This window comes from Paenibacillus sp. FSL W7-1287, from assembly GCF_038004245.1.
Classification (GTDB): Bacteria; Bacillota; Bacilli; order Paenibacillales; family Paenibacillaceae; genus Pristimantibacillus; species Pristimantibacillus camelliae.
Map to the genome: position 1 here is coordinate 4,195,731 of NZ_JBBORD010000001.1, position 24,847 is coordinate 4,220,577.

At 43.0% G+C, this 24,847-nt stretch carries 21 protein-coding genes; 5 read left to right on the plus strand and 16 right to left on the minus strand.

Features of this window, described 5'->3' with window-relative positions:
• Window positions 1-5 precede the first annotated feature (5 nt).
• The gene (locus NSQ99_RS18850) at window positions 6-1,442 is read right to left on the minus strand and encodes an HD-GYP domain-containing protein (RefSeq protein ID WP_340838472.1); all 1,437 of its coding nucleotides are present in this window, start codon (window positions 1,440-1,442) and stop codon (window positions 6-8) included.
• 38 nt (window positions 1,443-1,480) lie between these two features.
• Window positions 1,481-3,484: a bifunctional diguanylate cyclase/phosphodiesterase gene (locus NSQ99_RS18855; protein WP_340838473.1), complete on the minus strand. Its 2,004-nt coding sequence runs from the start codon at window positions 3,482-3,484 to the stop codon at window positions 1,481-1,483.
• A gap of 241 nt (window positions 3,485-3,725) precedes the next feature.
• Between NSQ99_RS18855 and NSQ99_RS18860 the strand changes: the two genes are divergently transcribed.
• The gene (locus NSQ99_RS18860; RefSeq protein WP_340838475.1) at window positions 3,726-4,790 is read left to right on the plus strand and encodes a peptidylprolyl isomerase; all 1,065 of its coding nucleotides are present in this window, start codon (window positions 3,726-3,728) and stop codon (window positions 4,788-4,790) included.
• A 99-nt stretch (window positions 4,791-4,889) separates the two neighbouring features.
• Here NSQ99_RS18860 and deoC read toward each other — a convergent pair whose 3' ends face one another.
• The 9 genes from deoC to NSQ99_RS18905 all read right to left on the minus strand — a co-directional run bounded on the left by deoC (window position 4,890) and on the right by NSQ99_RS18905 (window position 15,971).
• A complete protein-coding gene (gene deoC / locus NSQ99_RS18865; RefSeq protein WP_340838477.1) occupies window positions 4,890-5,570 on the minus strand; it encodes a deoxyribose-phosphate aldolase in 681 nt (226 codons plus the stop codon).
• A gap of 657 nt (window positions 5,571-6,227) precedes the next feature.
• A complete protein-coding gene (locus NSQ99_RS18870; protein ID WP_251667372.1) occupies window positions 6,228-7,205 on the minus strand; it encodes a diaminopimelate dehydrogenase in 978 nt (325 codons plus the stop codon).
• 32 nt (window positions 7,206-7,237) lie between these two features.
• Window positions 7,238-8,515: a Glu/Leu/Phe/Val family dehydrogenase gene (locus NSQ99_RS18875; protein WP_432806926.1), complete on the minus strand. Its 1,278-nt coding sequence runs from the start codon at window positions 8,513-8,515 to the stop codon at window positions 7,238-7,240.
• Between the two features lie 530 nt (window positions 8,516-9,045).
• Entirely contained in the window at window positions 9,046-10,119 is a 1,074-nt protein-coding gene (locus tag NSQ99_RS18880; protein WP_251667371.1) for an ABC transporter substrate-binding protein, read from the minus strand.
• Window positions 10,116-10,919 carry an ABC transporter permease gene (locus NSQ99_RS18885; protein WP_285855684.1) on the minus strand — a complete coding sequence of 268 codons (804 nt, stop codon included), beginning with the start codon at window positions 10,917-10,919 and terminating at the stop codon, window positions 10,116-10,118. Before NSQ99_RS18885 ends, NSQ99_RS18880 begins: the two co-directional genes overlap by 4 nt.
• The gene (locus NSQ99_RS18890) at window positions 10,906-11,721 is read right to left on the minus strand and encodes an ABC transporter permease (protein ID WP_251667370.1); all 816 of its coding nucleotides are present in this window, start codon (window positions 11,719-11,721) and stop codon (window positions 10,906-10,908) included. The genes NSQ99_RS18885 and NSQ99_RS18890 overlap by 14 nt, the downstream gene beginning before the upstream one ends.
• The gene (locus NSQ99_RS18895) at window positions 11,711-12,847 is read right to left on the minus strand and encodes an ABC transporter ATP-binding protein (RefSeq protein ID WP_251667368.1); all 1,137 of its coding nucleotides are present in this window, start codon (window positions 12,845-12,847) and stop codon (window positions 11,711-11,713) included. The genes NSQ99_RS18890 and NSQ99_RS18895 overlap by 11 nt, the downstream gene beginning before the upstream one ends.
• Before the next feature lie 475 nt (window positions 12,848-13,322).
• Window positions 13,323-15,323, minus strand: a complete 2,001-nt coding sequence (locus NSQ99_RS18900) for a YhgE/Pip domain-containing protein (RefSeq protein WP_340838485.1) — start codon at window positions 15,321-15,323, stop codon at window positions 13,323-13,325.
• 72 nt (window positions 15,324-15,395) lie between these two features.
• Window positions 15,396-15,971 (minus strand): TetR/AcrR family transcriptional regulator, encoded by a 576-nt coding sequence (locus NSQ99_RS18905; protein WP_340838486.1) that lies wholly within the window; start codon window positions 15,969-15,971, stop codon window positions 15,396-15,398.
• Between the two features lie 169 nt (window positions 15,972-16,140).
• Here NSQ99_RS18905 and ytxJ point away from each other — a divergent pair, with 169 nt between their 5' ends.
• Entirely contained in the window at window positions 16,141-16,479 is a 339-nt protein-coding gene (ytxJ, locus tag NSQ99_RS18910; protein WP_340838488.1) for a bacillithiol system redox-active protein YtxJ, read from the plus strand.
• 66 nt (window positions 16,480-16,545) lie between these two features.
• Here ytxJ and NSQ99_RS18915 read toward each other — a convergent pair whose 3' ends face one another.
• Complete coding sequence (locus tag NSQ99_RS18915) at window positions 16,546-17,328, minus strand: YheC/YheD family protein (RefSeq protein WP_251667362.1); 783 nt, start codon at window positions 17,326-17,328, stop codon at window positions 16,546-16,548.
• A gap of 703 nt (window positions 17,329-18,031) precedes the next feature.
• Between NSQ99_RS18915 and NSQ99_RS18920 the strand changes: the two genes are divergently transcribed.
• Both NSQ99_RS18920 and NSQ99_RS18925 read left to right on the plus strand, forming a co-directional pair.
• Window positions 18,032-18,685: a peptidylprolyl isomerase gene (locus NSQ99_RS18920; RefSeq protein ID WP_340838490.1), complete on the plus strand. Its 654-nt coding sequence runs from the start codon at window positions 18,032-18,034 to the stop codon at window positions 18,683-18,685.
• A 27-nt stretch (window positions 18,686-18,712) separates the two neighbouring features.
• Window positions 18,713-19,171 carry a DUF4395 family protein gene (locus NSQ99_RS18925; protein WP_340838492.1) on the plus strand — a complete coding sequence of 153 codons (459 nt, stop codon included), beginning with the start codon at window positions 18,713-18,715 and terminating at the stop codon, window positions 19,169-19,171.
• A gap of 696 nt (window positions 19,172-19,867) precedes the next feature.
• On the opposite strand, the gene NSQ99_RS18930 is transcribed toward NSQ99_RS18925, so the two are convergent.
• The 4 genes from NSQ99_RS18930 to modA all read right to left on the minus strand — a co-directional run bounded on the left by NSQ99_RS18930 (window position 19,868) and on the right by modA (window position 23,127).
• Window positions 19,868-20,683 carry a protein-glutamine gamma-glutamyltransferase gene (locus NSQ99_RS18930; RefSeq protein WP_251667358.1) on the minus strand — a complete coding sequence of 272 codons (816 nt, stop codon included), beginning with the start codon at window positions 20,681-20,683 and terminating at the stop codon, window positions 19,868-19,870.
• Between the two features lie 77 nt (window positions 20,684-20,760).
• A complete protein-coding gene (locus tag NSQ99_RS18935) occupies window positions 20,761-21,540 on the minus strand; it encodes a Cof-type HAD-IIB family hydrolase (RefSeq protein WP_251667357.1) in 780 nt (259 codons plus the stop codon).
• 124 nt (window positions 21,541-21,664) lie between these two features.
• Complete coding sequence (gene modB / locus NSQ99_RS18940; protein WP_340838493.1) at window positions 21,665-22,339, minus strand: molybdate ABC transporter permease subunit; 675 nt, start codon at window positions 22,337-22,339, stop codon at window positions 21,665-21,667.
• Window positions 22,336-23,127: a molybdate ABC transporter substrate-binding protein gene (gene modA, locus NSQ99_RS18945; protein ID WP_340838494.1), complete on the minus strand. Its 792-nt coding sequence runs from the start codon at window positions 23,125-23,127 to the stop codon at window positions 22,336-22,338. The genes modB and modA overlap by 4 nt, the downstream gene beginning before the upstream one ends.
• 170 nt (window positions 23,128-23,297) lie before the next feature.
• On the opposite strand from modA, the gene hflX reads away from it, so the two are divergent.
• Window positions 23,298-24,584: a GTPase HflX gene (gene hflX, locus NSQ99_RS18950; protein WP_340838495.1), complete on the plus strand. Its 1,287-nt coding sequence runs from the start codon at window positions 23,298-23,300 to the stop codon at window positions 24,582-24,584.
• Window positions 24,585-24,847 lie beyond the last annotated feature (263 nt).

Here is a 24,847-nt window from a genome sequence, read left to right on the forward strand (position 1 = left end):
TATCGCTAGCTAGTAGCGCCACTTGGCTTGCTATGACTAGATAGCATTTGTTCAAAGAAATCTTTTTCTTCATCTATGAGCTTCTTCCAAGCTTCAACACAGCGCGGATCAAAATGCTCTCCGCTTTCCTCATTAATGATGCTCATCGCTTTCTCTAATGACATTGCTCTTCGATAGGAACGTGATGATGTTAACGCATCGAATACGTCTGCGATCGCTGTGACGCGAGCGACTAGAGGGATAGATTCTCCCGACAGCTTGTCTGGATATCCTGTGCCGTTCCACTTCTCATGATGGGAACGAATGATAGCCAGCTCCTCAATCATAAATCCAATCTGCCTACACATGTTATAGCCATCCAGCGGATGCTTTTCAATTAGCCTGCGTTCATCATCGGTTAGCTTACCAGGCTTATTAAGCACGTAGTCGGGAATAAATATTTTCCCAACATCATGGACTAGCCCACCCTGCGCAATCGACTTTAACTGCGATGAGGAAAGTCCCATCTCCTCACCTAGCTTCAAAGCATAGACCGTTACGCGGTAATTATGGCCCGCAGTATAGGCATCCTTTGCTTCTGTTTTCTTCACTAGCTCACTAACACTTTGCGTCATATAGGTTTGAATCCACCGATCAGGATCGGCACGATACAGCTGCTTCACTAAATCCTTAAGTGATTCATTGTTCGAATATTCATTCACGATAACGATCATCAGGACCATCATGGATAAGAACAATAGTATGTGATGCACCCACCAGCCGATGCCGTTAGGAGAAGTCGTAGCAAGCACCACTTGAGCTGTATTCAGCCAGCCTGTACTGTACACGATAGCGAGCTGTATAGAAAACCGTGAAGCCATATAGGTAATGAGATGCCGATAAACGGTCCACGTGTTCAAGAGCAAAATGATGAGCGTCGTTAGACGAATTGTATGATCATGGAATAAGATAACGTTACCTTCATTGCTTTCAGCGATCCAGATAACTAAACCGACAACGACCATAGCTGCGCACGATATTGGCATCAGCTTTTTTCTATGCTTAATCAAGTATCTGACAAGCATATGATCTGCTGAAAGTGAGCTCAGCCATAGCCAGCATGACGATAGCACTAATGCAAGCTGTGCGTACAAGTAAAAATGCTGCTCTGATACTGCTCCAAGCCTCGGTATCGATAATCCGTGAAGAATGAGCATACCGCCAATCGATGCATAAGCAAGGGATACAAACAATACCTTTATATTTCTAATTTGATGAGCGACTACTCCTATCACAACCGAAATAATGATAGCTAACAAGGCCACCATACCTATCATATATATGAAAGAGGAATGCTTGATTGTATCATGATTAAAGGGCAGTTGTTGCAACCAATAATAAATAATAATAGGTATAATCATTGCTAGTCCTAGCTGAAGCAGCACGAGTCTGCGAGAACGCATAGATGTTCCTCCGTTCCTATTCTCTATCTCAGTTCGTCTTACAGCTCCTTAATCCATGTTCCAATCTCATTGAACGGCATTGGCCTCTTAAAGTAAAATCCTTGCGCCAAATGACAGCCTGCTGCTTGTATAAACTGCAGCTGCGACTCTGTCTCCACACCTTCCGCAATAAGCTGAATTTGCAATTGCTTAGCCAGTCCTATAATAGAGCGCACAATGGCTTGCTTCGTAGGCAGCTCAAATTGCTCAATATACTTTTTATCGATTTTTAATGTTTGAAATTGAAGCTCCTCGAGCGACCCTAAGAAGGAATAACCCGAGCCAAAGTTATCCATCGACAATTTAACACCTAGCTTCTGCAACGGCTCGATTTGTTCCTTCACAGCAGCTCCACAGTTCATCAGCATCTGCTCCGTAATTTCAAGCTCTAATAGATGTGGAGATAGCTTTGTTTGTTCTAGTGCACGTTTTGTCATGTCACTTAGACGGTTTGACTCTATTATTTTACTAGATAAATTGACAGAAACGACTAATTCATCATCACTATCTATATTCCACTCATAACAGTCCTTGCATGCTGTGCTAAGTGCCCATTCTGTTATGGGCAATATAAGCCCTGTTTCTTCAGCAATCGGGATAAATTCATCAGGCGTCACAGCACCGATCACCGGACTAGTGTAGCGAAGCAGTGCTTCAAAGCCTATCGGACGATTCTTATTAATGTCCCATTTGGGCTGATAATATAATTGAAATTCTTTCTTCGCAAGAGCGTCGCGCAGCCCTTTTTCAATCTCGAGCCTGCGTATCACTTTATCTTCCATTTCCTTGGAGTACTCGCAATATTGGTTCTTACCTAATTTTTTCGAGTAATACATCGCCGTGTCCGCTGCTTTCAGCAGGCTATTCTTCGTAATTCCGTGCTCTACTGCATAGCTCACACCAATGCTGCAGGTTACTTCCAGCTGGTGCTTTCCTAGTAATATAGGTGAACTAATTTCCTGCAGCAGCTGCTTCGCTGCTTGATGAACCTCTTCCTTCTCGTTATATGGAATGACAATCATAAATTCATCTCCGCCCATGCGAAATACTCGCTTCGGAGGTTCTGCATACCTTCTAAGCTTATCACCCACATGCTGTATTAATTGATCTCCGACATCATGTCCTAGTGTGTCATTAATGTATTTGAATTGATCCAGATCAATAAACAGGACAGCTTGCTTACGATTAACTAAGGAGGTTGTTTTGAAAAATTCGTTCATAGCATGTCGATTATTAAGTCCAGTCAAGGAATCGGTATATGCCATTCTCTTATAAATTAATTGCTCCCATACTTGCGCCAGCCAGGTCAGCAAGATAATAACTACAATTACAACAAGTACAGTAATGAGCAATCTAGCAGGAGCCTGCATCTGTGCCTGCTGGGTTATATATGCGGGATCAATGCACCAGAAAGAGCTTGCCTCCATCCCTACATAGTGCATGCCAGTTACTGCAAAAGCCATAAGCAATGCAGCAGCTGCTCGATGAAGGAAGCTTCCTTTCTTCTTCATTCTCATAAAGAGATTTAGTGCTGCATAGGAGGCTATAAATGCAATAACTGCTGAGAGAGTCCACATGATAGGATCATAGCTAATTGTCATAAATTCATTCATCATAGAGGACATACCGACATAATGCATCGTTACAATGCCTGAGGCCATAAAAAGACTTGCAAGCAGCAGCTTGCCTTGAGATGCTTTCTTACTCGTCACGTAAAATGCTAGCATTGATGCACCGATACTAGCCAAAACTGATATAAGAGATTTTCCAAAATGATAGTCTATCGGAATAGGCAAGTGAAAGGCAATCATTCCAACAAAATGCATAGTCCATATGCCGCAGCCCATAACAAAGCCTGCAATAGTTAACCATATCCATGTAACTTTATGTTGTAGCATCGTGACCTTTTTTGTTAGCCCTAACGCTTGGTACGATGTAAAAAAGGCGATAATAAGCGACAATGCAACGATCCATATATTGTAACTTCCCGTTAATAAAACCAAAATAACCCTCCACTACGATCCGTAAATAAAGATTAATTCTACAATTATATACAACATTATAACCTTTAAATAGCGCTTTACAATTACCTTCGAATAATAATTTGTCGAATTTATCGACATAATTCGAGTTTATTCGCCATATCCCTAAAGCGCTTTATTATTTAAGCTTATATTAATGTTTTTCGTAAAGAAATTTGTTATAGTATTAACAGACTTTTATATTTGAGAGGAGTTCAATTGAATGGATAATAAAGAAACGCAATCTCAGCAATTCTCAGAAAACAATGAGGTTGCGGGTAACGCACCTATCGTTAACAACAATGAAAGAAACGGTGGGGGCTCAAAAAACAATCCTTTTTGGATGATTGCATCCATCATATTAGCGATAGCGCTAATATTAGTGATTATCTTCCCAATCGGGGGCAACAAGGAAGAAACACTTGCAACAGTTAATGGTACGAAAATTACACAAAAGGATTTACTTGGCACACTTCAGCAATATTATGGAGACAGCATTACAAGCGTGCTTGATCGTATGATTACGGAAGAGGTTGTTGGACAAGAAGCTAAAGCTAAAAACATTAAGCTTACAGATGCAGACCTTTCAGCTGACATTGCAGCTCTAAAAATTGATTACGGCTCTGAAGAGAATTTCCAAAGCTTCCTATCTTACTATGGCATGACTGAGGACGATCTTAAAAACGAACTTAAACTACAAACCCTTGTACGTCTCTTGCTTCAAGATACTGTTGATGTAACGGATGAGGAAGTTCAAACGTATTTCGATGAGAACAAAAGTAACCTAGGCGGTTCCGCGGAAAAGGTTAAAGCTTCTCATATCCTTGTAACGGACAAGGCACTGGCAGAGGATATTCTTGCTCAATTAAAAGATGGAGCAGACTTTGCTGAATTAGCAGCGCAGTACGGCACTGATGGCACTGCGACAACTGGCGGCGATCTTGGCTTCTTCACTTACGAGGAGATGGTACCTCAATTCTCTGAAGCGGCATTCGCGCTTGAAGTTAATGAGCTAAGCGATATTGTGGAAACGGAGTTCGGTTACCATATTATTCTTAAAACTGACTACCAAGAAGCGACTGAGGCTAACTTTGATACGATGAAGGATGCTATTAAGGTTAAGCTAATTAATGAAGAAATTTACGCGAATAACAGCACATATACAGAGGATCTTCGTTCTAAAGCAAAAATTACGAATAACCTTGTAGATGATAAAGGAGCTGAAGTACCAGCAACAAACGATACTCCAGCAAACGACTCTGCAGCGAATGAACCTGCAGCAGAATAATTTTGGACAAGCAAAAGGCTTGCGTCACTGAGGACGCAAGCCTTTTGTGTATATATTGTACGCGAGCCTCCGCGTAAGAACGAAAAACCCTTCGTTATATTAATAACCGTCTTGCTTTGCGTCCATTCTATTCACGATTGCTACACTGCTGCTCGCACCGATTCTACTTGCACCAGCTTCCAGCATCGCAATTGCTGTTTCATAATCCCGAATACCGCCTGATGCCTTAACACCGATATTTGGACCTACGGTGGCACGCATTAGCTGAATATGCTCGGTCGTCGCACCGCCTGAGCTAAGACCAGTCGACGTTTTCACATATTGTGCTCCGGCTTCTACTGAAAGCTTACACGCTTCAATAATTTCATCATTGGTTAGTAAGCTGGTTTCTAGTATGACCTTAACAAGTGCTCGATCACCCGCAGCAGCAACAACCGCTTCAATATCTGACTTAACTGCGTTTAGCATCCGGCTTTTTAGATAGCCGATATTTAGAACCATGTCAATTTCTGTTGCTCCATCCTCAACCGCCTGCTTCGTTTCCATAGCCTTACTTGCACTGGAAGCAGCTCCTAATGGAAATCCAACAACAGTCGTAATCCCCACTTGCTCAGCGCCTTGCAGTTGCTTCGCAGCAAGCTTTACCCAGCAAGGATTAACACAAACCGTTGCAAAGCTATGTTCAGCCGCCTCCTCACAAAGCGATATAATCGCCTGCTCGGTTGCATCTGGCTTGAGCAGTGTGTGGTCGAGGGTTGATGCTAGATCTCTTCTATCCACATTCATTCTTCCTTCCTTGAAGAGGTAGATCAAATCGCACACCTTTGATCACGAGGTTGAACTGTGAGATTACTCGACTTCGAATATTGAATTCAGCCGGACCTTCCAGTGCTCACGTACCAATAACGTACGCTGTGCGCTTCAGTTCCTAGCTTCTTTCAATCTTCTTGGTGCTGAAAGGTGAACGGTTTGATCTTTCATTAAAATAGGTGTTTAAAAGCCCAGCTTTGATCACGAGGTTGAACTGTGAGATTACTCGACTTCGAATATTGAATTCAGCCGGACCTTCCAGTGCTCACGTACCAATAACAAGCTCATGCATTCGCCGCCGTTTCCTTCGAAAACGTGTAGCTGCGCTTCTCAGTTCCTAGCTATATTCAACCTTTATTCCACCATTTTAACAGATTCGCTCATTGTTAGCATTTGCTTTGGTGCTTAATGTTTATATGTACAGCAAAGCTCAACATCTCTATCACTACCTCATCCCATAGGAATGTGAAGTGATGGAAATGTTGAGCTGATCATTCATTTATGACTTGAATTAAAGAAAGGATGGGTTCACGTTATTAGACAAATGCAAATTTCTATTCACATTATACAAATGAAGAGTAAAAGCATGGTCATGATACCCTGCTTATCATGACCAGCTACTGCTTATTACAATAATTCCTTACGAAGCTCTGCAGCAGATTTAGGTGACAAGTATCCAAGTGGAATATCGAATACCGTTTTAGCACCCTTCTGCCCTTCTTTATGCAGCTTATATGCTGCACGCGCATATGCAACAAGCACACTAGAGGTAAACTCTGGGTTGCTGCCTAGCTTTAAGCCGAACTCCATAATTTGAGTAGAATCTTGACCAGTTTTACCACTGCGAAGCACATAACCACCATGCGGCATTGCAGAATGGTTCTGCTTCAATTCTTCCTCAGTAATGAAATGAACGATGGTTTCATAATCCGCGAAGTAGTTAGGCATTGAAACAATCTCATCCTTAATCTTCGCAAGATCAGCACCTTCCTCAGCTACGACAAAGCACTCACGCAAATGCTTTTCACGCGTTGTAAGCTCCGGGTTTTCACCGTTACGAACACGCTGCACCGCTTCCTCCATTGGAATCGTGTATTGCTTGCCGTCTTTAACTCCAGCTACTCGGCGGATGGCATCTGAGTGACCTTGGCTAACGCCTTTGCCCCAGAATGTATAGCCATTCCCTTCAGGTAGAATTGATTCAAACAGCAATCTATTCATTGAGAATAAACCTGGATCCCAACCAGTCGAGATCACTGCAAGCTTACCGCCTTCTTGTGCAGATGCATCGACTGCATCAAAGTATTCAGGAATACGCGCATGCGTATCGAAGCTGTCTACTACGTTAAACATTTTAGAAAACTGTGGTCCTTGCTCAGGTAGATCTGTTGCGGAGCCTCCGCATAGGATCATGACATCAATATCATTTACAAAACTTGCTGCCTCTTCAATCGAATATGCTTTTGTGCTCGAAGAGATCGTTGCAGGGTCTCTACGAGTGAAAATTGCATCCAACTGCATATCCGGATTTTGCGCGATGGATAATTCAACTCCACGGCCCAAATTGCCGTATCCTACGATTCCAACGCGAATCCGATTTGTCATAACGTATAACTCACCTTTCTATGTTGTAAATATTAAACCCAACCTCTTGCTTCCATAGCAGCAGAGATGCGTTTGATCGCGATCATATAAGCAGCCTTACGTAGATTTACATCATATTCTTTCGCAAGATCGCGCACTGCCTTATAAGAGTTAATCATATTTACTTCTAGTTTTTCAAGTACTTCTTGTTCGCTCCAGTAATAATTCATCAAATTTTGAACCCATTCGAAGTAAGAAACCGTTACGCCACCTGCATTTGCAAGCACGTCAGGAATAACGATAATTCCTTTTTCCGTTAGAATGCGATCCGCACCTGGAGTTGTTGGTCCATTCGCAGCTTCGGCTACGATTGCTGCTTTAATATCATTTGCATTTTTTGAAGTAATGACGTTCTCAAGTGCAGCTGGCACAAGAACAGTAACGTCAAGCTCAAGCAATTGCTCGTTCGAGATATGGTATTGTTGACCGTAATCTAGAATGGAAGCATTATCTTTAAGCTCTCCAACTTTCGCAAGATCTAGTCCATTTGGATCGTAGATGCCGCCTTTAGAGTCAGAAACTGCAACAACTTTGCAGCCAGCTTCGTCAAGCAAACGCGCTGCAATACGACCTGCATTACCAAATCCTTGAATTGCAACTGTTGCATCAGCTGGTGATTTCCCCATATCCTCAAGCGCAGCAAGAATCGTGTAAACACAGCCTTGTGCTGTCGCTTCGTTACGACCTTGAGATCCACCAAGGATAATTGGTTTTCCTGTAATTACACCTGGAGAGTTAACGCCAGCAAGCTTGCTGTACGTGTCCATCATCCAGCCCATTGTTTGAGCGTTTGTATAAACGTCTGGAGCTGGGATATCTTTTTGAGGACCAACAAATGCTGCGATAGCTTCCATAAAGCCGCGGCTAATACGCTCTAGCTCACCTTTGCTATGCTCGCGAGGGTTACAAATAACGCCACCTTTACCGCCGCCATAAGGTAAACCTACTACACCACATTTAAAGCTCATCCACATAGAAAGTGCTTTAACTTCGTCCAATGTCACATCCGGATGGAATCGAATTCCTCCTTTAGTAGGACCGATCGCATCGTTATGCTGTGAACGGTAGCCTTCAAACACACGTACAGAACCATCGTCCATTTTTACTGGGAAGTTTACTGTAAGCACACGCATTGGGCGCTTTAACACGTTCGCAATATGTTCTGGCAAGTTTAATAGAGCTGCTGCAGCATCTACTTGCTGTTGTGCAATCTCATAAGGATTAAGAGTTTCTTGAATAACGGATACTGTCATATTAGATCTGCCCTTCATTTTAGAATTCGATCACCTGATCGTGTCGTTACATACAGCATACTCCTAAATTTAGATTTTGGGAAGAATTTTGTGTGCATTTAGTGCAAATTTTTTTTGGAAAAATCCATTGTCAAATTAACTAACACTATTATGTTATATTTAATCATATTAAGCATCATGTTTGTTGACGCAACTGAAATAAATTGAAATTTCATCCAGAATTCATGCTTGGACACCATATTCAATCCACACATCATGTCAGTTATTTATAGTTTTTCTACTAAAGAAAGTAATGGACAAAGAATTTCAACTCATTAATTATCAGAAATGATTCCTAATTCGCATGCAATACTACTTCTTTTATCTCATGTCCATATCAGTAAGTTCACAATTCGTTCACAATTAACCGATAGGTAAAACAAATGTGCAGAAAGTGCAAACGATCAATAAAATATATTTTTAGTGCAAATAAAAAACACTTATCCGACTGTATAAGAATCAGTCGGATAAGTATTATTCGTAGGTTTGTATTATAATGTGTCATTATTCTACTTTCGATGCATCTTGAATTCTAAGAACAAATCGTTATAGTGAGACAGCATTCTAGGGCCTAAATTCTCATACACCTCAAGCCTTGCGGTTAGCTCCTCATCTGGATAAAAACGCTCGTCACCAGAAATCTCTTCATCTAAAAGCTCCAAAGCTGCCGCGTTTGGTGTCGAATAGCCAACATACTCTGTATTTTGTGCAGCAACCTCAGGATCGAGCATGAAGTTAATAAACTGGTGAGCGCCATCAATATTTCTAGCCGTAGATGGGATGACCATGTTGTCAAACCATAGATTAGAGCCTTCACTTGGCACAATATACTCCAGTGCCTCGTTCTCCCACATAATTTCGGCAGCGTCTCCAGACCACACTAATGCAGCAGCAGCTTCTTCACCTGCCATAAGCATCTTGATCTCATCGCCTACGATTGCTTTTACATTCGGCGTCAAAGTAGAAAGCTTTTGGAGCGCTTCCTGTAGATGCTCTTCATTCGTGTCATTGAGTGAGTAGCCTAATGAGTTTAAGCCCATCCCAATTACTTCACGTGCACCATCAAGCAAGAAGATATTGTTTTTAAGCTGCTCATCCCATAGATCGTCCCAGCTGTCAAACGTCAAGTCACCTACAAGATCTGGATGATAAACGACACCCACCGTCCCCCAGAAATAAGGAATCGAATACTCATTCCCTTCATCAAAGGACAAATCTAAAAATCGTTGATCGATATATTGTAGGTTTGGCACCTTGCTATGATCGATGGGCAGCAATAGATTCTCATCCTTCATCTTCTCAATCGCATACTCAGAAGGGATGCTAATGTCGAAGGTCGTGCCGCCCTGTTTAATTTTAGTCATCATCGCTTCATTAGAATCAAAGGTTTGATAGATAACCTTTAGCCCACTCTCTTCTTCAAAGCGTTCAATGAGCTCAGGGTCAATGTAATCGCCCCAGTTATAAATCGTAATCGTATTGTTTCCAGCATAGCCTTCACTTCTGTTCAGCATATTGACCAGATAGATCAGGGCAAAGCTGGCGATGAAAATAAGCAGAAATATTCTCGTTAGCTGCTTCATCCTTGAGCACCTCCATTCGCTGGACGCTGATTACGGCGCTCGATGTAATAATAGCCAATAACAAGAACAATCGTGAACAAGAAGATCAACGTTGATAGAGCGTTTATCGACAAGGACACACCTTGACGTGCTCGAGAGTAAATCTCAACCGCTAGTGTAGAGTATCCATTACCTGTGACGAAGAAGGTAACAGCAAAATCATCAAGCGAGTACGTTAGCGCCATAAAGAAGCCTGCATATATTCCCGGCTTAATATAGGGCAGAATAACACGCGAGATCACATGCCATGGGCTTGCGCCTAGATCTCGGGCAGCATCAATGAGAGAATTGTTCATTTCCTGTAGCTTAGGTAGTACCATGACGACAACGATCGGTATGCTGAATGCGATATGTGATAGCAATACCGAAGTAAATCCTAGCTGTATGCCAACGATGGTGAACAGAATCAGAAATGACGCACCTATGATAACGTCAGGACTTACAATTAACACATTGTTAAGCGTAAGCAGCGTCGTTTTTGATTTTGATCGTAGAAAATGAATCGCGATCGCACCAAACACGCCGATAATTGTCGCAATAGCTGCCGACAGCAGTGCGATGATAAAGGTATTCAGCACAATAATTAACAGTCTTGTGTCCTGAAGAACCTCCGAGTAATGCTCAAGGGTAAAGCCCTCGAAGCCTTGCATCGTGCCACCGCTGTTAAAGGAATAGATCATTAAATACGCAATAGGTGCGTACAGTACGATAAACACTGCAATCAGATAGAGGTTAGAGAGCTTAAATTTAGCGTTTGACAAGATCTAGCCCTCTCTTTCTTAAGCCCAACAGTCCCATGACAAGAGCCATAATAATGATGAGGAATACAGCGATCGTTGCACCCATTCCCCAGTCCTCCGTAACGAGGAAGTGCTGCTCAATGGCAGTACCAAGCGTAATGACGCGATTACCTGCAATGAGACGAGTCAGCATGAACAGTGATAGGGCAGGAATAAATACCGCGATGCAGCCAGCCTTCACACCGTCAAGCGTCAGTGGGAATATAACCTTACGGAATGTTACCCATGATGAAGCACCCAAATCCCGTGCTGCGTAGATAAGGGAAGGGTTCATTTTCTCAAGTGCATTATATATAGGTAAAATCATAAACGGTATAAAAATATAAACCGACACAAACACAAAGCTAAAATCTGTGAACAGAATCTGCTGATTGCCGATGCCAACAACCTCAAACAGCGCATTAACAATACCGTACGTGCCAAAAATCCCGATAAAGGCATACGCTTTTAATAGTAGGTTAATCCAGCTTGGCAGAATAATTAGCAGCAGCCAAAGCGCTTTATGCTTTGTTTTCGTTAGTAGATAAGCCGTTGGATACGCGACTGCCAATGAGAAGAAGGTGATCAGTAGCGCATACCAGAATGAGCTTAGCGTCATTTTCATATAGACTGGTGTAAAAAACTTCTCGTAATTCGCAAACGTAAATTGTCCTTCTACATTAAAGAAGGAGTAATATACAATAAGCAAGATCGGCGCCACGACAAATAGAACCAGCCACATAAAATATGGGATCAGATATATCGTGCGAGTTCTAGCTTCCATGATTCATCTCCTCGCCAGCGCTGTCTTTAGAATCCACTTCTTCATAGGACTCAAGACGCTTATCAAATTCTTCCTCCGTCTCACCTAGACGCATAACGTGAATCGCCTCAGGCTCAAAATACAACCCAATTCTTTCTCCGACTGTCGCTTTACGTGTACTGTGTACAAGCCATTCATTATTGTTGTCATCATAGCAGCAGATTTCATAATGAACACCGCGGAACAGCAAAGAATCAACTCGCGCAGGCAGCTGACTTGACTGTGGACTCACAATCTCGATATCCTCGGGACGAATAACGATATCGACAATCTCGTTCGGATTCAAGCCTTGGTCTACACACTCGAACTTTTTACCGGAAATCTCTACTTCGAAATCTTGAATCATCTTACCTTTAACAATATTCGATTCCCCAATGAAATCAGCAACGAAGCGATTGATCGGTTCATCGTAAATGTCGATTGGCGTACCCGATTGCTGGATGACCCCTTCATTCAAGACGAATATCTCATCGGACATCGCGAGCGCTTCCTCTTGATCATGCGTAACAAATATAAACGTAATACCGAGACGACGTTGAAGCTCGCGCAGCTCATACTGCATTTCGGTACGCAGCTTTAAGTCAAGCGCAGATAGCGGCTCGTCAAGCAATAAGATCTCAGGCTCATTGACGATCGCACGTGCAATCGCGACACGCTGACGCTGACCACCAGACATTTCGGTAATTTCTCTATTTTCATAGCCGCTCAGGTTAACAAAGCGAAGCGCCTCAGCCACCTTTTCTTTGATGACAGATTCCTTCAACTTCTTAATGCGCAGGCCAAAGGCAACATTTTCAAACACATTCAGATGCGGAAAAAGCGCATAATCCTGAAATACGGTATTCACTTGGCGTTCATTAGCAGGCTTATTGTTAATGAGCTTGCCGTTAAAGTAAATCTTTCCTTCGGAAGGCGCTGTAAAGCCTGCGATTAGACGTAAAATTGTCGTTTTACCGCAGCCTGAAGGACCAAGAAGCGTATAAAATTTACCACGTTCAATTTCAAAGCTGACATTTTTAAGTACAGCCGGTTCTTGGTCGCTATATCGCTTCGAAACATCCTCAAAGCGAATAATCGTTTGGTCCATTATCATAACTCCTTTATCAGTGCAATTAAAGTGATTATACATGATTACTCACAAATTGTGTTAAAATTCGACACGATCAAAAAATGCATTCGTTTACATTATGTCAATAACTGTATCATTGCATACAAATTAGAGGAAACACCGTAGTTTTACTGCATTTTTGGTTACTTATTCGCATGTTAAACGCTACTTTTTTAGCATTTAGATCTACTTCATTCAAGTACATATGCATGTGCTAAAACCTAGTGCTGTCTCCATTGCTTTTTACTCGCATATGACAGATTACTTGGATGAAATCTGAGTCTTATGTAAGCTTAAGAGCTAGTTTAAAACAGAAGGAACAATCAGCATGGAGCATCAAGTAGCAGTGCCTTCAACGTTAGAATATGTGTTCTAACTTCAAAGGGTCGCTACAAAGATGCCTCTACGATTGTTCCTTTTATAAAGATTTTTTACTGCTTTATTCTATCTCTTTCTATTGCTCTGCCGATATTGTTTTACGATAGCTAAAACGCATAAATATAAATGTGAGCGCAGAGCATACAAGAGCAAATCCAATTAAAACGAATGCATTATCCCAGAACATAACCATATTGCCGCTAGAGATTGCCTGCTTGAATCCTAGTACAGAATACGTCATTGGCAGCAGTGGATTAATGGCTTGCAGCCATTCGGGTACTAGCTCCAGTGGGAACGTACCTGCTGAGCTTGTAAGCTGCAATATTAATAGAACAATAGCAATAAAGCGACCAACATCCTTTAAGGTTACGCATAGCAGCTGGATGAGCATCATAAAGGAGACGCTTGTTATAACCATAAACCCGAAGTATGCTCCCATATTAGCTACCTCTAGATTAAGCACAAGCAGTATCGCTGCTCCTAGCACTAACGCTTGTACAACGGAAATAAGCAAGGTTACAGCCGTTTTCCCCATGTACCAGCTTGTACTATTGGCTGGCTTCAGTGCTGGCTCGCGCATAGAATAAACAATCGTTAATAGCATGCAGCCTACATATAAGCCCAGTGAGATAAAGTACGGTGCAAAGCCCGTTCCATAGTTAGGTACGACTGTGTATGCTTCCTTAACAACCTCAACCGGCTTCGCAAACTGTTGCTTCATATCCTCAGTGAGTGTAAGATTTAATGCTTCACCATCCGCACTTCCTAAGCCCGCTGCAAGCTCATTTGCGCCATCATCCAGCTTAGCAAGTCCAGTTGAAAGCTCCTTGCCTCCAGCAATTAACGAATCGTTACCTGATATTAATTGTGCAATCGAGCTTGGCAGCTGTCCTAGTCCTTCTGCTAGTTGACTAGCACCAGTAGCTGCAGAGTTCGCGCCATCCGCTAGGCTGCCTGCTCCTTGACCTGCTTGATCCACTGCCGCTGTGAGCTGCTCTGCTCCAGCCGCAAGCTTGCCAATACCTGCTGTTACCGCTTGTGAACCAGCTGTAAGCTCTGCTTCACCCTGCTCTTTAGCAAGCAAGCCCTCCGCTAACGCTTCACTACCGGCCAACAGCTGTTTAAATGCTTCACTGCTTGCTAGCTGCTCGTTCTGCTGAGCCAGCTGCTGCAACCCAGCCTGAAGTTTCAGTGCACCTTGCTTTAAGCTTGTTGTTCCTTCACTTGCTTGCAGTAGTCCAGCATCTAAAGCTTTATATTGCTCACTTAACTCTGCTGCACCATGGTTGAGTGCTTGTCCTGCCTGACCAATCTCATTCAGGCCATTATTAAGCGATTGACTTCCCGATTGTAGTTCAGATAAGCCTTTCGACAGCTGTTTACCTGCATCATTCAACTTACCAGCACCTGATTGCAGCTTAACTAAACCAGCGCCTAATTGCTCCTGACCAGTGATAAGCTTATCGGCACCTTCCTTGGCGTCACCTGCACCACTCGCGATCTGCACCGCACCCTCGCTCGCCGATTGTATGCCTTCGAGAGCATCGCCAATTTTGTCATAAATGGTTGCAAGATACGTCTCTGTTATAGATTGGTTCAACACGGAAGCTAACTCGGAAACAGCAGTATCCCCGATCTGAGAAGCTAAAAAGTTATACGCCTCATTAGGTGTATAGAGCAGCTCCGCTTGCTGTGGTTCATCTGTTGTCAGTGAAACGGCCTGCTCTGAAAATTGCTCCGGAATTTCAAGCATCATATAATATTCATTTTCATCTAAGCCCTGCAACGCCTCTTCTTTTGTTACGAAGCTCCAAGCAAAATCATCTGATTCCTTTAGCTTTTCAATAAATTCATTACCGATGGATAAGGTGTCTTCTTCAAATTCAGCACCCTTGTCTTCATTGACGATCGCTACGGGCACTTTATCAAGCCGTGCGTACGGATCCCAAAAAGCACCTAAAAATAATGCCGAATATAATAAAGGCACAAGCATTACCGCAATGACTGGAATAACAACCTTAGGATTGCGCACAATACTGCCTAGCTCTGCCTTTACTTGATTATTTTTTCTTGCCATGATCTCTCTCCCCTGTCTTATCTAAGTTGTTCAGTTGTGTTGATTGTTAATGAAAGAAAAGAGGGCATCCTCTTAAGAAGATGCCAGTCCCTTTTCCAAGTAAAATCTTAGCTGGGAGGCAATTTCACTTTTTTCCATTGCTGTATGCCGATGCCCCCACTCAACCGCTAGTGCCATATATAGCTTTAAAATGACAAATGCTGTGAGCTCTGGATTGCAGGGTTTAATTTCTTGACGTTCAATCGCTATCTTCACCTTGTCTGCAATATGCTCAATAATTAGGTACTCCATCTGATTAATGGCATCTAGCGCCATTGGTGTACCGATCTCACGCACTTCCTGTGTAAGCTTAAGCGCGAGCTCATGATCCTCACGAAACTCCAGCAATACATTAAGCGCCTCAGACATTTGATTAAAAAAGCTCGACTCCTTGTCCATCGCATTGTCAGATGCAGCCTTCATCTCCTTAAGCATTCGATTAAGCACTTCCTGAAACAGTTCTTCCTTATTTGCAAAAAATGTATAGATCGTGCCTTTACCAACATTAGCAATCTTGGCAACCTGATCCATCGTTGTAGCTTTGTATCCGAACATAGCGAACGATTTACTAGCTGCTTCGACGATAAGTGTTCGACGATCAACATTCATATTTATCACCACCATACCAAAATGACCGACTGACCAAATTCATTTTCTGGTCAGTTCCAGTAACATTATTCTAATAGATGCTTCGTTAGTTTGCAACATTTAATTGTGAACTTTGCGATTTGGTATGTAAAAGCTATAATAGAGCTATGACTTAAAGGAGGTCTTGAAGATGAACGTTACAGAAATTACGACTGCCGAGCAATGGGAGCAAGCATTTGAACGCTCTAAGGAGCATCCTATTGTTGTATTTAAACATAGTACAACCTGCCCTGTTAGCGCTAACGCTTATGAGGAGTTTTCTAATTACTTAGCAGATAAACCGCGCAGTGATGCGGAATATTTGCTCGTTAAAGTAATTGAATCACGTCCAATTTCTTTACAAATTGCAGATGACACTGGCATTAAGCATGAATCACCACAAATCATGCTGCTGCAAAATAAAGAAAAGGTTTGGAGCGCATCACATTGGTCAGTAACAAAGGCTCATATTACAGCTGTATTGGACTAATCAATGCTTATTGCTTAACAAAAAGGAAGTGTGCTTGGGTTGCACACTTCCTTTTTGTTAGTCATTTTAATGAAATAGACGGTATCTTTTACCGTATCTCGCACCATAGTGAATAATACGTGCTACCGCTTGACGGTCTCTCAGCACTACAAACATTAAGTGATCTGGATTAGTATTATATTCAATAATCCATGGCTTTAAATTGTAATCGAGGGCAATATCAAGTCCAATTTCATTTAGCGATGGCCAATGCTTTCGCACCTCATGCATAACGGCAAGACTTAAAGTCTTCATACGCGGCAATGCAACGTTACGTTGATAAGGTGTAAGCAGGCTGTCAACCGAACCTACCGATCCCCCACCCGCTCCATTGCTTACCACTCTGCCTCGCTTAGAAATGCGTCCTGCTATGCCTGTAACCTCAAATCGTCCATTAGGACTGCGCTGTACCACTACACGAAAATCGTATATTTTTCCGTGGTAACGAAGTGAATGTATACCCTTTTGTACGATATACGATTCACCCTTCGTCTTCTTTAAAATAGCTGAATACAATTCATCGAAGCTTTTATAGCTTTTCACTTTTGCACCTGTATGACAGGAATAGCGCAAACCTTGTTTCTTAATACGAATTACACCACGCCCCATGGAACCATTCCGAGGTTTAACATAGACCATTCCATATTTGTTTACCATTCGCATTAGTGAAGCTCTCGTCATATAGCTAGTTGAGGGAATATGAGCACGAATAAACTCGTTACCTAATAGAATCGATGTTTTAATGAGCTTATTAGAACGTCTTCCCTTTGTCTTTCTTTTAGCCGAAATCATTGCTCTAGGCTGCTTCATCGCGATTACTCCTTTCTCGAAGAAATCCTCTTATAGCATATGTTTCTAGAACAAGATTCGATATGGACATCAACCTGCTCAGCTAGTGCATCCTGTATGAAGATTTAAATATCCTTCTTTCAATGAAGATCGTTCGCAACTTGTAAGCGAGCAGCGCAGCGTACTGCATTGGTACGTGAGCACCACAGTCTTCGGTTGAACCTCCTATTCGACGTCGAATCCACCTCAAAGAAAACGCATCGTCATCAAAGTTGAGCATTTTAAATATCCTCTTTCCAATGAAGATTTAAAATCTCGGCTTTCAGGACCAAGTAGATGAGGTGAAACTAGAAAACGAGGAGCGCAGCGTACGTCTTTGGTACGTGAGCACCACAGTTTTCGGTAGCGTGCAATATTCGACGTCGAATCCTCTTCAAAGAAAACGCATCGTCATCAAAGTCGAGCATTTTAAATATCCTCTTTCCAATGAAGATTTATAATCTCGGCTTTCAGGACCAAGAAGATTGCACGATACTAGAACACGAGGAGCGCAGCGTACGTCTTTGGTACGTGAGCACCAAAGTTTTCGGTAGCGTGCAATATTCGACGTCGAATCCTCTTCAAAGAAAACGCATCGTCATCAAAGTCGAGCATTTTAAATATCCTCTAAAGCTGTGTTAAACTATATGTAACTTAATAATCTCAGCCAAAAGGAGTAGAAACAATGCGTTATAAACATCTAGCTTTACTTATCAGCGTATTGCTTATTTTAAGTGGGTGTGGAAACAACAATGAACAGCCACAGGAGACTACTGAGCCTCAGTATTCCAATGCATCACTACAGCTGCTTGACTCCAACAAGCATCCAGAAGTAACCATTGAGATGAGTAACGGGGGAATTATTAAAATCGAGCTTTATCCTGAAATTGCCCCTAACACGGTGAGCAGCTTTGTATCGTTAGTCCAGGAAGGCTTCTACGATGGGGTCATATTCCATCGTGTTATTCCGGGCTTTATGATTCAAGGCGGAGATCCGACTGGAACGGGTTCGGGTGGCCCAGGATACACAATCAAAGGAGAATTTACAGCTAATAACTTTGATAATCCGATGGTGCATGCACGCGGCGTTATTTCTATGGCTCGAACATCACAAAGCATGGATAGTGCGGGCTCACAGTTTTTCATAATGCACGCTGACTCTCCTCATCTAGACGGACAGTACGCTGCATTTGGTGAAGTGACAGAAGGTATGGAAGTTGTAGATGAAATCGCAGCGCAAAAGCGTGGTGCACAGGACAAGCCTTTAGAACCACTTGCGATGAAAAAGGTAACGGTAGACCTGCGCGATAGCGAGCTCCAGGAGCTTGTTAAAGAGTAGAGCTTGTTACAGGGGAGGGGAAATCTGATGATATTAAAGGATGCCAACGATAAGGGAGCTCAAAAGGAAGTCCCTCTTTCTAAAGTAAGGAGCAATCAAATTGGTATTGTTATCAGTATAGCGATTGCGATTGTATTTGATTTACCATGGGTATTTGCTGTTTTATGGCTAATCCAAGTGCTGACATTGCTGTTCGGTCCTGGCGCTAATGTATTTGTTACACTGCTTGAACCTTTAGCGAAGTCCATCTACGGAAAGAAGAACACCGAGGCTGCTGAGCTTGTCAAATTCAACCTCAGTATCGGAGTCACCTTCCTTACACTATCTATGTTGTGCTTGTCGCTACAATGGACACTTGCTGCCAACATCATCGCTGGTCTAATGGGATTAGCGGCACTAGCTGCATTACTAGGCTATTGCATTGGCTGTACGATCTACTTCCAATACAAGAAGTACAAAGCGCTTCGTGGACAGACAAAATCTTAATGATAAAAGCAAGCTGGGGTATTCTCACAGGACATGACTTCATGTCCAGAGAACACCCCAGCTTTTTTTACTTCCCTCTCATCGACCCACTACAACGCATTCCATCGTCATCAAAGTCGTGCGTTTTAAATGACCTCTCCAATAGAGATTTAAAACGCTCGACTCTCAGGACCAAGAAGATGACCCGCGACTAGTAAGCGAGGAGCACAGCGTACGTTACCTGGTACGTGAGCACCGCAGCGAACTAGAGCGGGTCATATTCGACGCCGAATCCTCTTCAAAGAAGTGCCATCGTCATCAAAGTCGTGCGAGTTAAATTACCTCTCCAATAGAGATTTAAAACGCTCGGCTTTCAGGACCAAGAAGATGACCCTCGACTAGTAAGCGAGGAGCACAGCGTACGTTACCTGGTACGTGAGCACCGCAGCGAACTAGAGCGGGTCATATTCGACGCCGAATCCTCTTCAAAGAAGTGCCATCGTCATCAAAGTCGTGCGAGTTAAATTACCTCTCCAATAGAGATTTAAAACGCTCGGCTTTCAGGACCAAGAAGATGAGGTGAAACTAGAAAACGAGTAGCGCAGCGTACGTTACCAGGTACGTGAGCAACGTAGTTTTCGGTTGAACCTCATATTCGACGTCGAATCCACTTCAAAGAAGTGCCATCGTCATCAAAGGCGTGCGTTTTAAATTTCCTTATATGACCTCTCCAAGTGGCTGTTCTTCTGCTTCTTCAAGCACCAACACCCCACTCTGCACCGCCAGTCGCTGCTCGTAGACAATTAAGCTGCGCAGCCTCTCAAAATCAGGACGCACAATTAAGTTCTCCATATAAGCAGAACGGCGTGCAAATGGTCTGCGTGCACGATTCAAATTCGCAATGATGCCAGCTGAGTTCTGAATCCCTACACCATGTCCAAAGAATAAGTCATAGTCCAGCATGACAGCATTTTCACCCTGCCATTCTGGATGTCGCGGATGATGATCTGGATTGCGGAAATAGCATACATCTCCAGGGTAGACATCACTTAGATCATAGCTAGCGACAAGCTGTAGATCATAGTCCTTTTGCCATTCTCTTAAGAACAAGTTCTGAAAATAGTAGTTGAAGGTCGCATCGCCTATCGTTTCTAGTGCTGCTCGATAATATAAGATGATAATGGCACCTGAGCATTCAAATGCATACAAATGACCATTGATAAATATATCTCGAATCGCATCGGATGGTTTTACATCTCCACGCAGCAAAAATCCTCCATTACGGGTCCGAATCCAATAAGCTGGATTACATCTCGAATTAAAAAATGTCGCGAACTGGGCCCCGCTTTGAAACATCGCATATGAAGCCTCTACTGTATGTCTTCTCATTTTTAGCTCGAACTTCAGGGCAGCCAATGAGGAATACTCATAGCGATTACGGCTAGCTATTTTCCAGCGTACGATTTTTTGCTCGACTTCTGGTAAGCTGTCAATATTCAGCTCATTGAGTGAGCCTGCTTTAAGTACGATCACGTCAATAACCTCCTATGCCTATGCATCGTTAGGTTATTGTACGCCCGCTTCTAGTAAATGGTGAATAAATGCCTAATTTATTTATCCAAGATACCAGCCTTGATTAGTCCATTGCGAATCCCTTGCTCATCTACATGCGTCGTTACATAATCCGCATAAGGAATCACTTCAGGATGCGCATTGCCCATCGCGATCCCAAAGCCAACATACTCAAGCATCTCTTTATCGTTCAGGCCATCTCCGAAGGCAATGGCTTCAGACTTATCGAAACCTAGCTCAGCGAGCATCGCTTCAATGCCCTTTGCTTTTGAGCCGCCAATAGGCAGCACATCAAGTGCATCCTCATGCCAACGGATAAATGTTAGGCGATCATGAAATGGCTCATAGTGTGCTTCTTCATCATGCAGCGCATGAAGGAACATTTGATAAATTGGCTCCTTTGTCCAAAAATCATGCTCATGCTCAGGAAAATGTACCTTTAATGAACCAACAGAACGCAGCACCCGTTCATTGTCCACTTGATCCGTCGTGTAGCGCGTCTCACCTTCAAAGCAAAGGGCATGTCCCTGCTCACGCGCAACGGTTACGAACGCTTCAACTGTCGCTGGATCAATCGGATTATGATAGATCGGCTTCCCCTTATATACGGCATATGCACCGTTCAAGCATACGAAGGATTCAATGCCAACCTCCTCGAGCAATGATTGCAGGAAGTAAGGAGCACGACCTGTTGCGATGACGGGCTCTACCCCTTTCGCCTTAGCTTCAGCTATGGCAGCAATCGTATCCTGTGGAATAACTTTTTCTTCATTAACTAGAGTTCCATCAATATCAAAAAATGCGATTTTATAAGTCATGTTCTCTCTCCTATGTTCTATATCTATCTATTATTTTATTCTTCTTTATGAACCATCTTCCTCAAAGTATAGCGAACAGTTGCTTAATAAAGCAATGACAAACACTTCCTCAGGGCGCATAGCATTAATCTTTTGCGGGCTGTCTCACAATAAGCAGCAGTAAAATGGATATCAAAATCATGACGATAACCCAGCCAAGCGCAAGTGAGGTTTTTCCGCTATCTGCTGCGATATAAATCGCAGTAGCGATCGTCTGTGTCCGGCCCGGAATATTGCCCGCGAGCATTAGCGTTGCACCGAACTCACCGAGTGCCCGAGCAAAACCGAGCATATAACCGACAAGCAGCATGCGATAAATTAACGGCATTGAGATGTAACGCAGCACCTGCCATTCGTTAGCTCCTTGTGATCTAGCGACGTCCTCCAGATCACGATCTATGCCATCGAAGCCGGCTTTTATCGTTTGATAAACGAGTGGAAAAGCAACGACCACTGCGCTAATAACACCTCCCCACCATGTAAACACAACAGAGAAGTCAAACACTTCATAAAGCAGCCGTCCTGCGAATCCCTGCTTCCCGAATGCATATAATAGTATAAAACCAACAACAGTGGGTGGCAGCACAAGCGGCAGCATAAACAAGACATCAATCCATAGCTTCCCTCGAAATGACGATCTGCTCATCCATCTGGCAGCAACAAGCGCAAGAACAAAGACGATAACACTAGCAAGCAAAGTAATTTTTAAGGAAACAATGACAGGAGTAATAAAGGATTGCCAGCTAAATACTTCACTCATTGTGCAACCGTAAACCCATACTGCTTATAGATTGCTATCGCTTGCTCCTGCTGCAAGTAGTCATAAAATAACTGAGCAGCCTCTGGCGCTTTTGTCGTAGAAACAACGGCTAATGGATAAATGATCGGATCATACAGCGCTTCATCTACGGTGTGAATAATATTCACCTGGTTCGAAGACATTGCGTCTGTTTTATATACAAAGCCAAGATCAGCATTTCCTTGTTCAACATAGGCAAGCACTTGGCGCACATCCTTTCCAAATACAACATCCTCTTTCCAAACAGACCATAATTGCTGGCTATCTAACGCCTGCCTCGCATACTGACCAGCAGGAACCGTGTCGGGCTCACCTATCGCTATAAAGGAAGGGTTAGTCTCTTGCAATAGCTGCTCCAGTGTGTCTGTCGTGAGCTGAAGCGTTGATCCTCCAACGACAACAAGCTCATTACTAAGCAGCGGAACGACTTGCGTAACGAGCCCCTGATCAACTAGTGAAGTCATCTGCTTCTCGCCCGCTGATATAAAGAGATCGGCAGGTGCACCCTGTTCAATTTGTCGCTGCAATGTACCTGAGGAAGCATAATTCACTTCAATCTTAATATTGGAGTGCTCCTTATGAAATGAGGCGATGACCTGATCCATCACTTCACTCAAGCTTGCTGCTGCAGATAGAAGCAGCGTTGTTGAACCAGCTTCAGATGTACCGCTGTCGCTTGTAGAGGAGCAGCTTGTACAGACTAGGAGAAGTATTGCGACCGTGAGAAGGGATTTTATCATTCTATTCATAGCAAACCTCCTTGCTTCTCATGCTGCATTGCTATCACTAATAACATTCACAATAGCACGAAATTGGTCATAATGGTAGCTGTGTAGACACGGAAAAGCCGGGTATACTATAGGTTGCTTGCACTTTTTTCATATGCTACACTGTTTCCAACTCGGATGGAGGGATATTTATGAGTGAACAATTAGAGCAAGCCATTATTGTAGGCCTGCATATTAATGATCGACCACAGGCTGATTTTGATTACAGTATGGATGAGCTAGCTTCTTTAGCTGAAGCTTGCCATATTAGTGTAGTAGATCGGCTGTCTCAAAAAGCGCAGCGTATTAATCCTTCCCATTACATAGGCACGGGAAAAATTGACGAGCTGCGTGCGATGGCAGAAGCCCATCAAGTAGAAACCATCATCTTTAATGATGAGCTGTCCCCTTCTCAAATCCGCAACCTAGAGGCAGAGCTTGATCGTAAGGTTATTGATCGTACGATCCTTATACTAGATATTTTCTCAGAGCGCGCACAAACGAGAGAGGCTCAGCTGCAGGTTGAGGTTGCACGACTTCAATATATGCTCCCTCGTCTTGTTGGCTTGCGTGCCTCCCTTAGCCGTCAAGGTGGTGCCGGTGGCGCAGGCTTGCGCAACAGAGGTGCAGGGGAAACGAAGCTGGAGCTGGATCGTCGTCGTATTGAAGAGCGGATCTCCATGCTGCAGCATGAGCTTGAGCGTCTCGTTGCAACAAGACAAACTCAGCGTTTGAAGCGCAAGAAGAATGAGGTTCCTGTTGTCTGTCTTGTAGGTTATACGAATACAGGGAAATCAAGCTTAATGAACGCCCTACTGCGTTATACTGACCCGGATACGACAAAGGAAGTTTTTGTGAAGAATATGCTGTTCGCTACATTAGAAACGTCCGTACGCAATATTGAGCTGCCCGATAATAAAAGCTTCCTGCTCACCGATACCGTCGGATTTGTTAGCCAGCTGCCGCACCATCTTATTAAAGCGTTCCGATCTACGCTCGAAGAAGTGACGGAGGCTGATCTGCTCGTGCATGTCGTAGACTATTCGAACGAGGACTACGATAAGCTGATCGAGGTGACAAATCAAACGCTAGAGGACATAGGAACAACGGGCATCGACATGATCTACGCCTATAATAAATGTGATCTAACCGATACACCGTATCCTGCAGTAAATGGCAACTCGATCTACATGTCCGTGCGCGATGGCGCAGGATTAGAGGAGCTCATTCAGTCGATTCGAGCACAGCTATTCAGCAATTATGTAAAATGCAGCGTACTTATTCCATATGATCAGGGCGGTATCGTCTCTTATTTTAATGAGCATGGCCAAATTTTCTCCACAGAATATGAAGAAAACGGCACCCGACTTGAGATGGAATGCAGTCAGATTGATTTTGATCGCTACAAGGAGCACTTTATTGATCATGCGTTAAGCTAGTCATGCATCCAATATGGACGGCATGACTTAGCACCAAGCATATCATTAACTCATTAACAGTCTGTTTAATAAGTCTCTATAACGAAATACAGCTGAGCTGGGCAGAAAACTTCTTGTTATTCTGTCCAGCTTTTTTATTGCATCTAACACTCAATCAAACATGATCATTTTAATAGATTATAAGTTTGATCGTATATAGAAGATAATTAGATAAGCGATCTCTATCTCATTGTATTAGTTAGGTAGACATAAAAAACGACCAC

What these genes read in the sequence shown, in the direction of transcription:
- NSQ99_RS18850 (WP_340838472.1), bottom strand. Translation starts at nt 1,442, where the DNA reads ATGCGTTCTCGCAGACTCGTGCTGCTTCAGCTAGGACTAGCAATGATT.
- NSQ99_RS18860 (WP_340838475.1), top strand. Translation starts at nt 3,726, where the DNA reads ATGGATAATAAAGAAACGCAATCTCAGCAATTCTCAGAAAACAATGAG.
- NSQ99_RS18870 (WP_251667372.1), bottom strand. Translation starts at nt 7,205, where the DNA reads ATGACAAATCGGATTCGCGTTGGAATCGTAGGATACGGCAATTTGGGC.
- NSQ99_RS18875 (WP_432806926.1), bottom strand. Translation starts at nt 8,515, where the DNA reads ATGAAGGGCAGATCTAATATGACAGTATCCGTTATTCAAGAAACTCTT.
- NSQ99_RS18880 (WP_251667371.1), bottom strand. Translation starts at nt 10,119, where the DNA reads ATGAAGCAGCTAACGAGAATATTTCTGCTTATTTTCATCGCCAGCTTT.
- NSQ99_RS18890 (WP_251667370.1), bottom strand. Translation starts at nt 11,721, where the DNA reads ATGGAAGCTAGAACTCGCACGATATATCTGATCCCATATTTTATGTGG.
- NSQ99_RS18895 (WP_251667368.1), bottom strand. Translation starts at nt 12,847, where the DNA reads ATGGACCAAACGATTATTCGCTTTGAGGATGTTTCGAAGCGATATAGC.
- NSQ99_RS18900 (WP_340838485.1), bottom strand. Translation starts at nt 15,323, where the DNA reads ATGGCAAGAAAAAATAATCAAGTAAAGGCAGAGCTAGGCAGTATTGTG.
- NSQ99_RS18905 (WP_340838486.1), bottom strand. Translation starts at nt 15,971, where the DNA reads ATGAATGTTGATCGTCGAACACTTATCGTCGAAGCAGCTAGTAAATCG.
- ytxJ (WP_340838488.1), top strand. Translation starts at nt 16,141, where the DNA reads ATGAACGTTACAGAAATTACGACTGCCGAGCAATGGGAGCAAGCATTT.
- NSQ99_RS18915 (WP_251667362.1), bottom strand. Translation starts at nt 17,328, where the DNA reads ATGAAGCAGCCTAGAGCAATGATTTCGGCTAAAAGAAAGACAAAGGGA.
- NSQ99_RS18920 (WP_340838490.1), top strand. Translation starts at nt 18,032, where the DNA reads ATGCGTTATAAACATCTAGCTTTACTTATCAGCGTATTGCTTATTTTA.
- NSQ99_RS18925 (WP_340838492.1), top strand. Translation starts at nt 18,713, where the DNA reads ATGATATTAAAGGATGCCAACGATAAGGGAGCTCAAAAGGAAGTCCCT.
- NSQ99_RS18935 (WP_251667357.1), bottom strand. Translation starts at nt 21,540, where the DNA reads ATGACTTATAAAATCGCATTTTTTGATATTGATGGAACTCTAGTTAAT.
- modB (WP_340838493.1), bottom strand. Translation starts at nt 22,339, where the DNA reads ATGAGTGAAGTATTTAGCTGGCAATCCTTTATTACTCCTGTCATTGTT.
- modA (WP_340838494.1), bottom strand. Translation starts at nt 23,127, where the DNA reads ATGAATAGAATGATAAAATCCCTTCTCACGGTCGCAATACTTCTCCTA.
- hflX (WP_340838495.1), top strand. Translation starts at nt 23,298, where the DNA reads ATGAGTGAACAATTAGAGCAAGCCATTATTGTAGGCCTGCATATTAAT.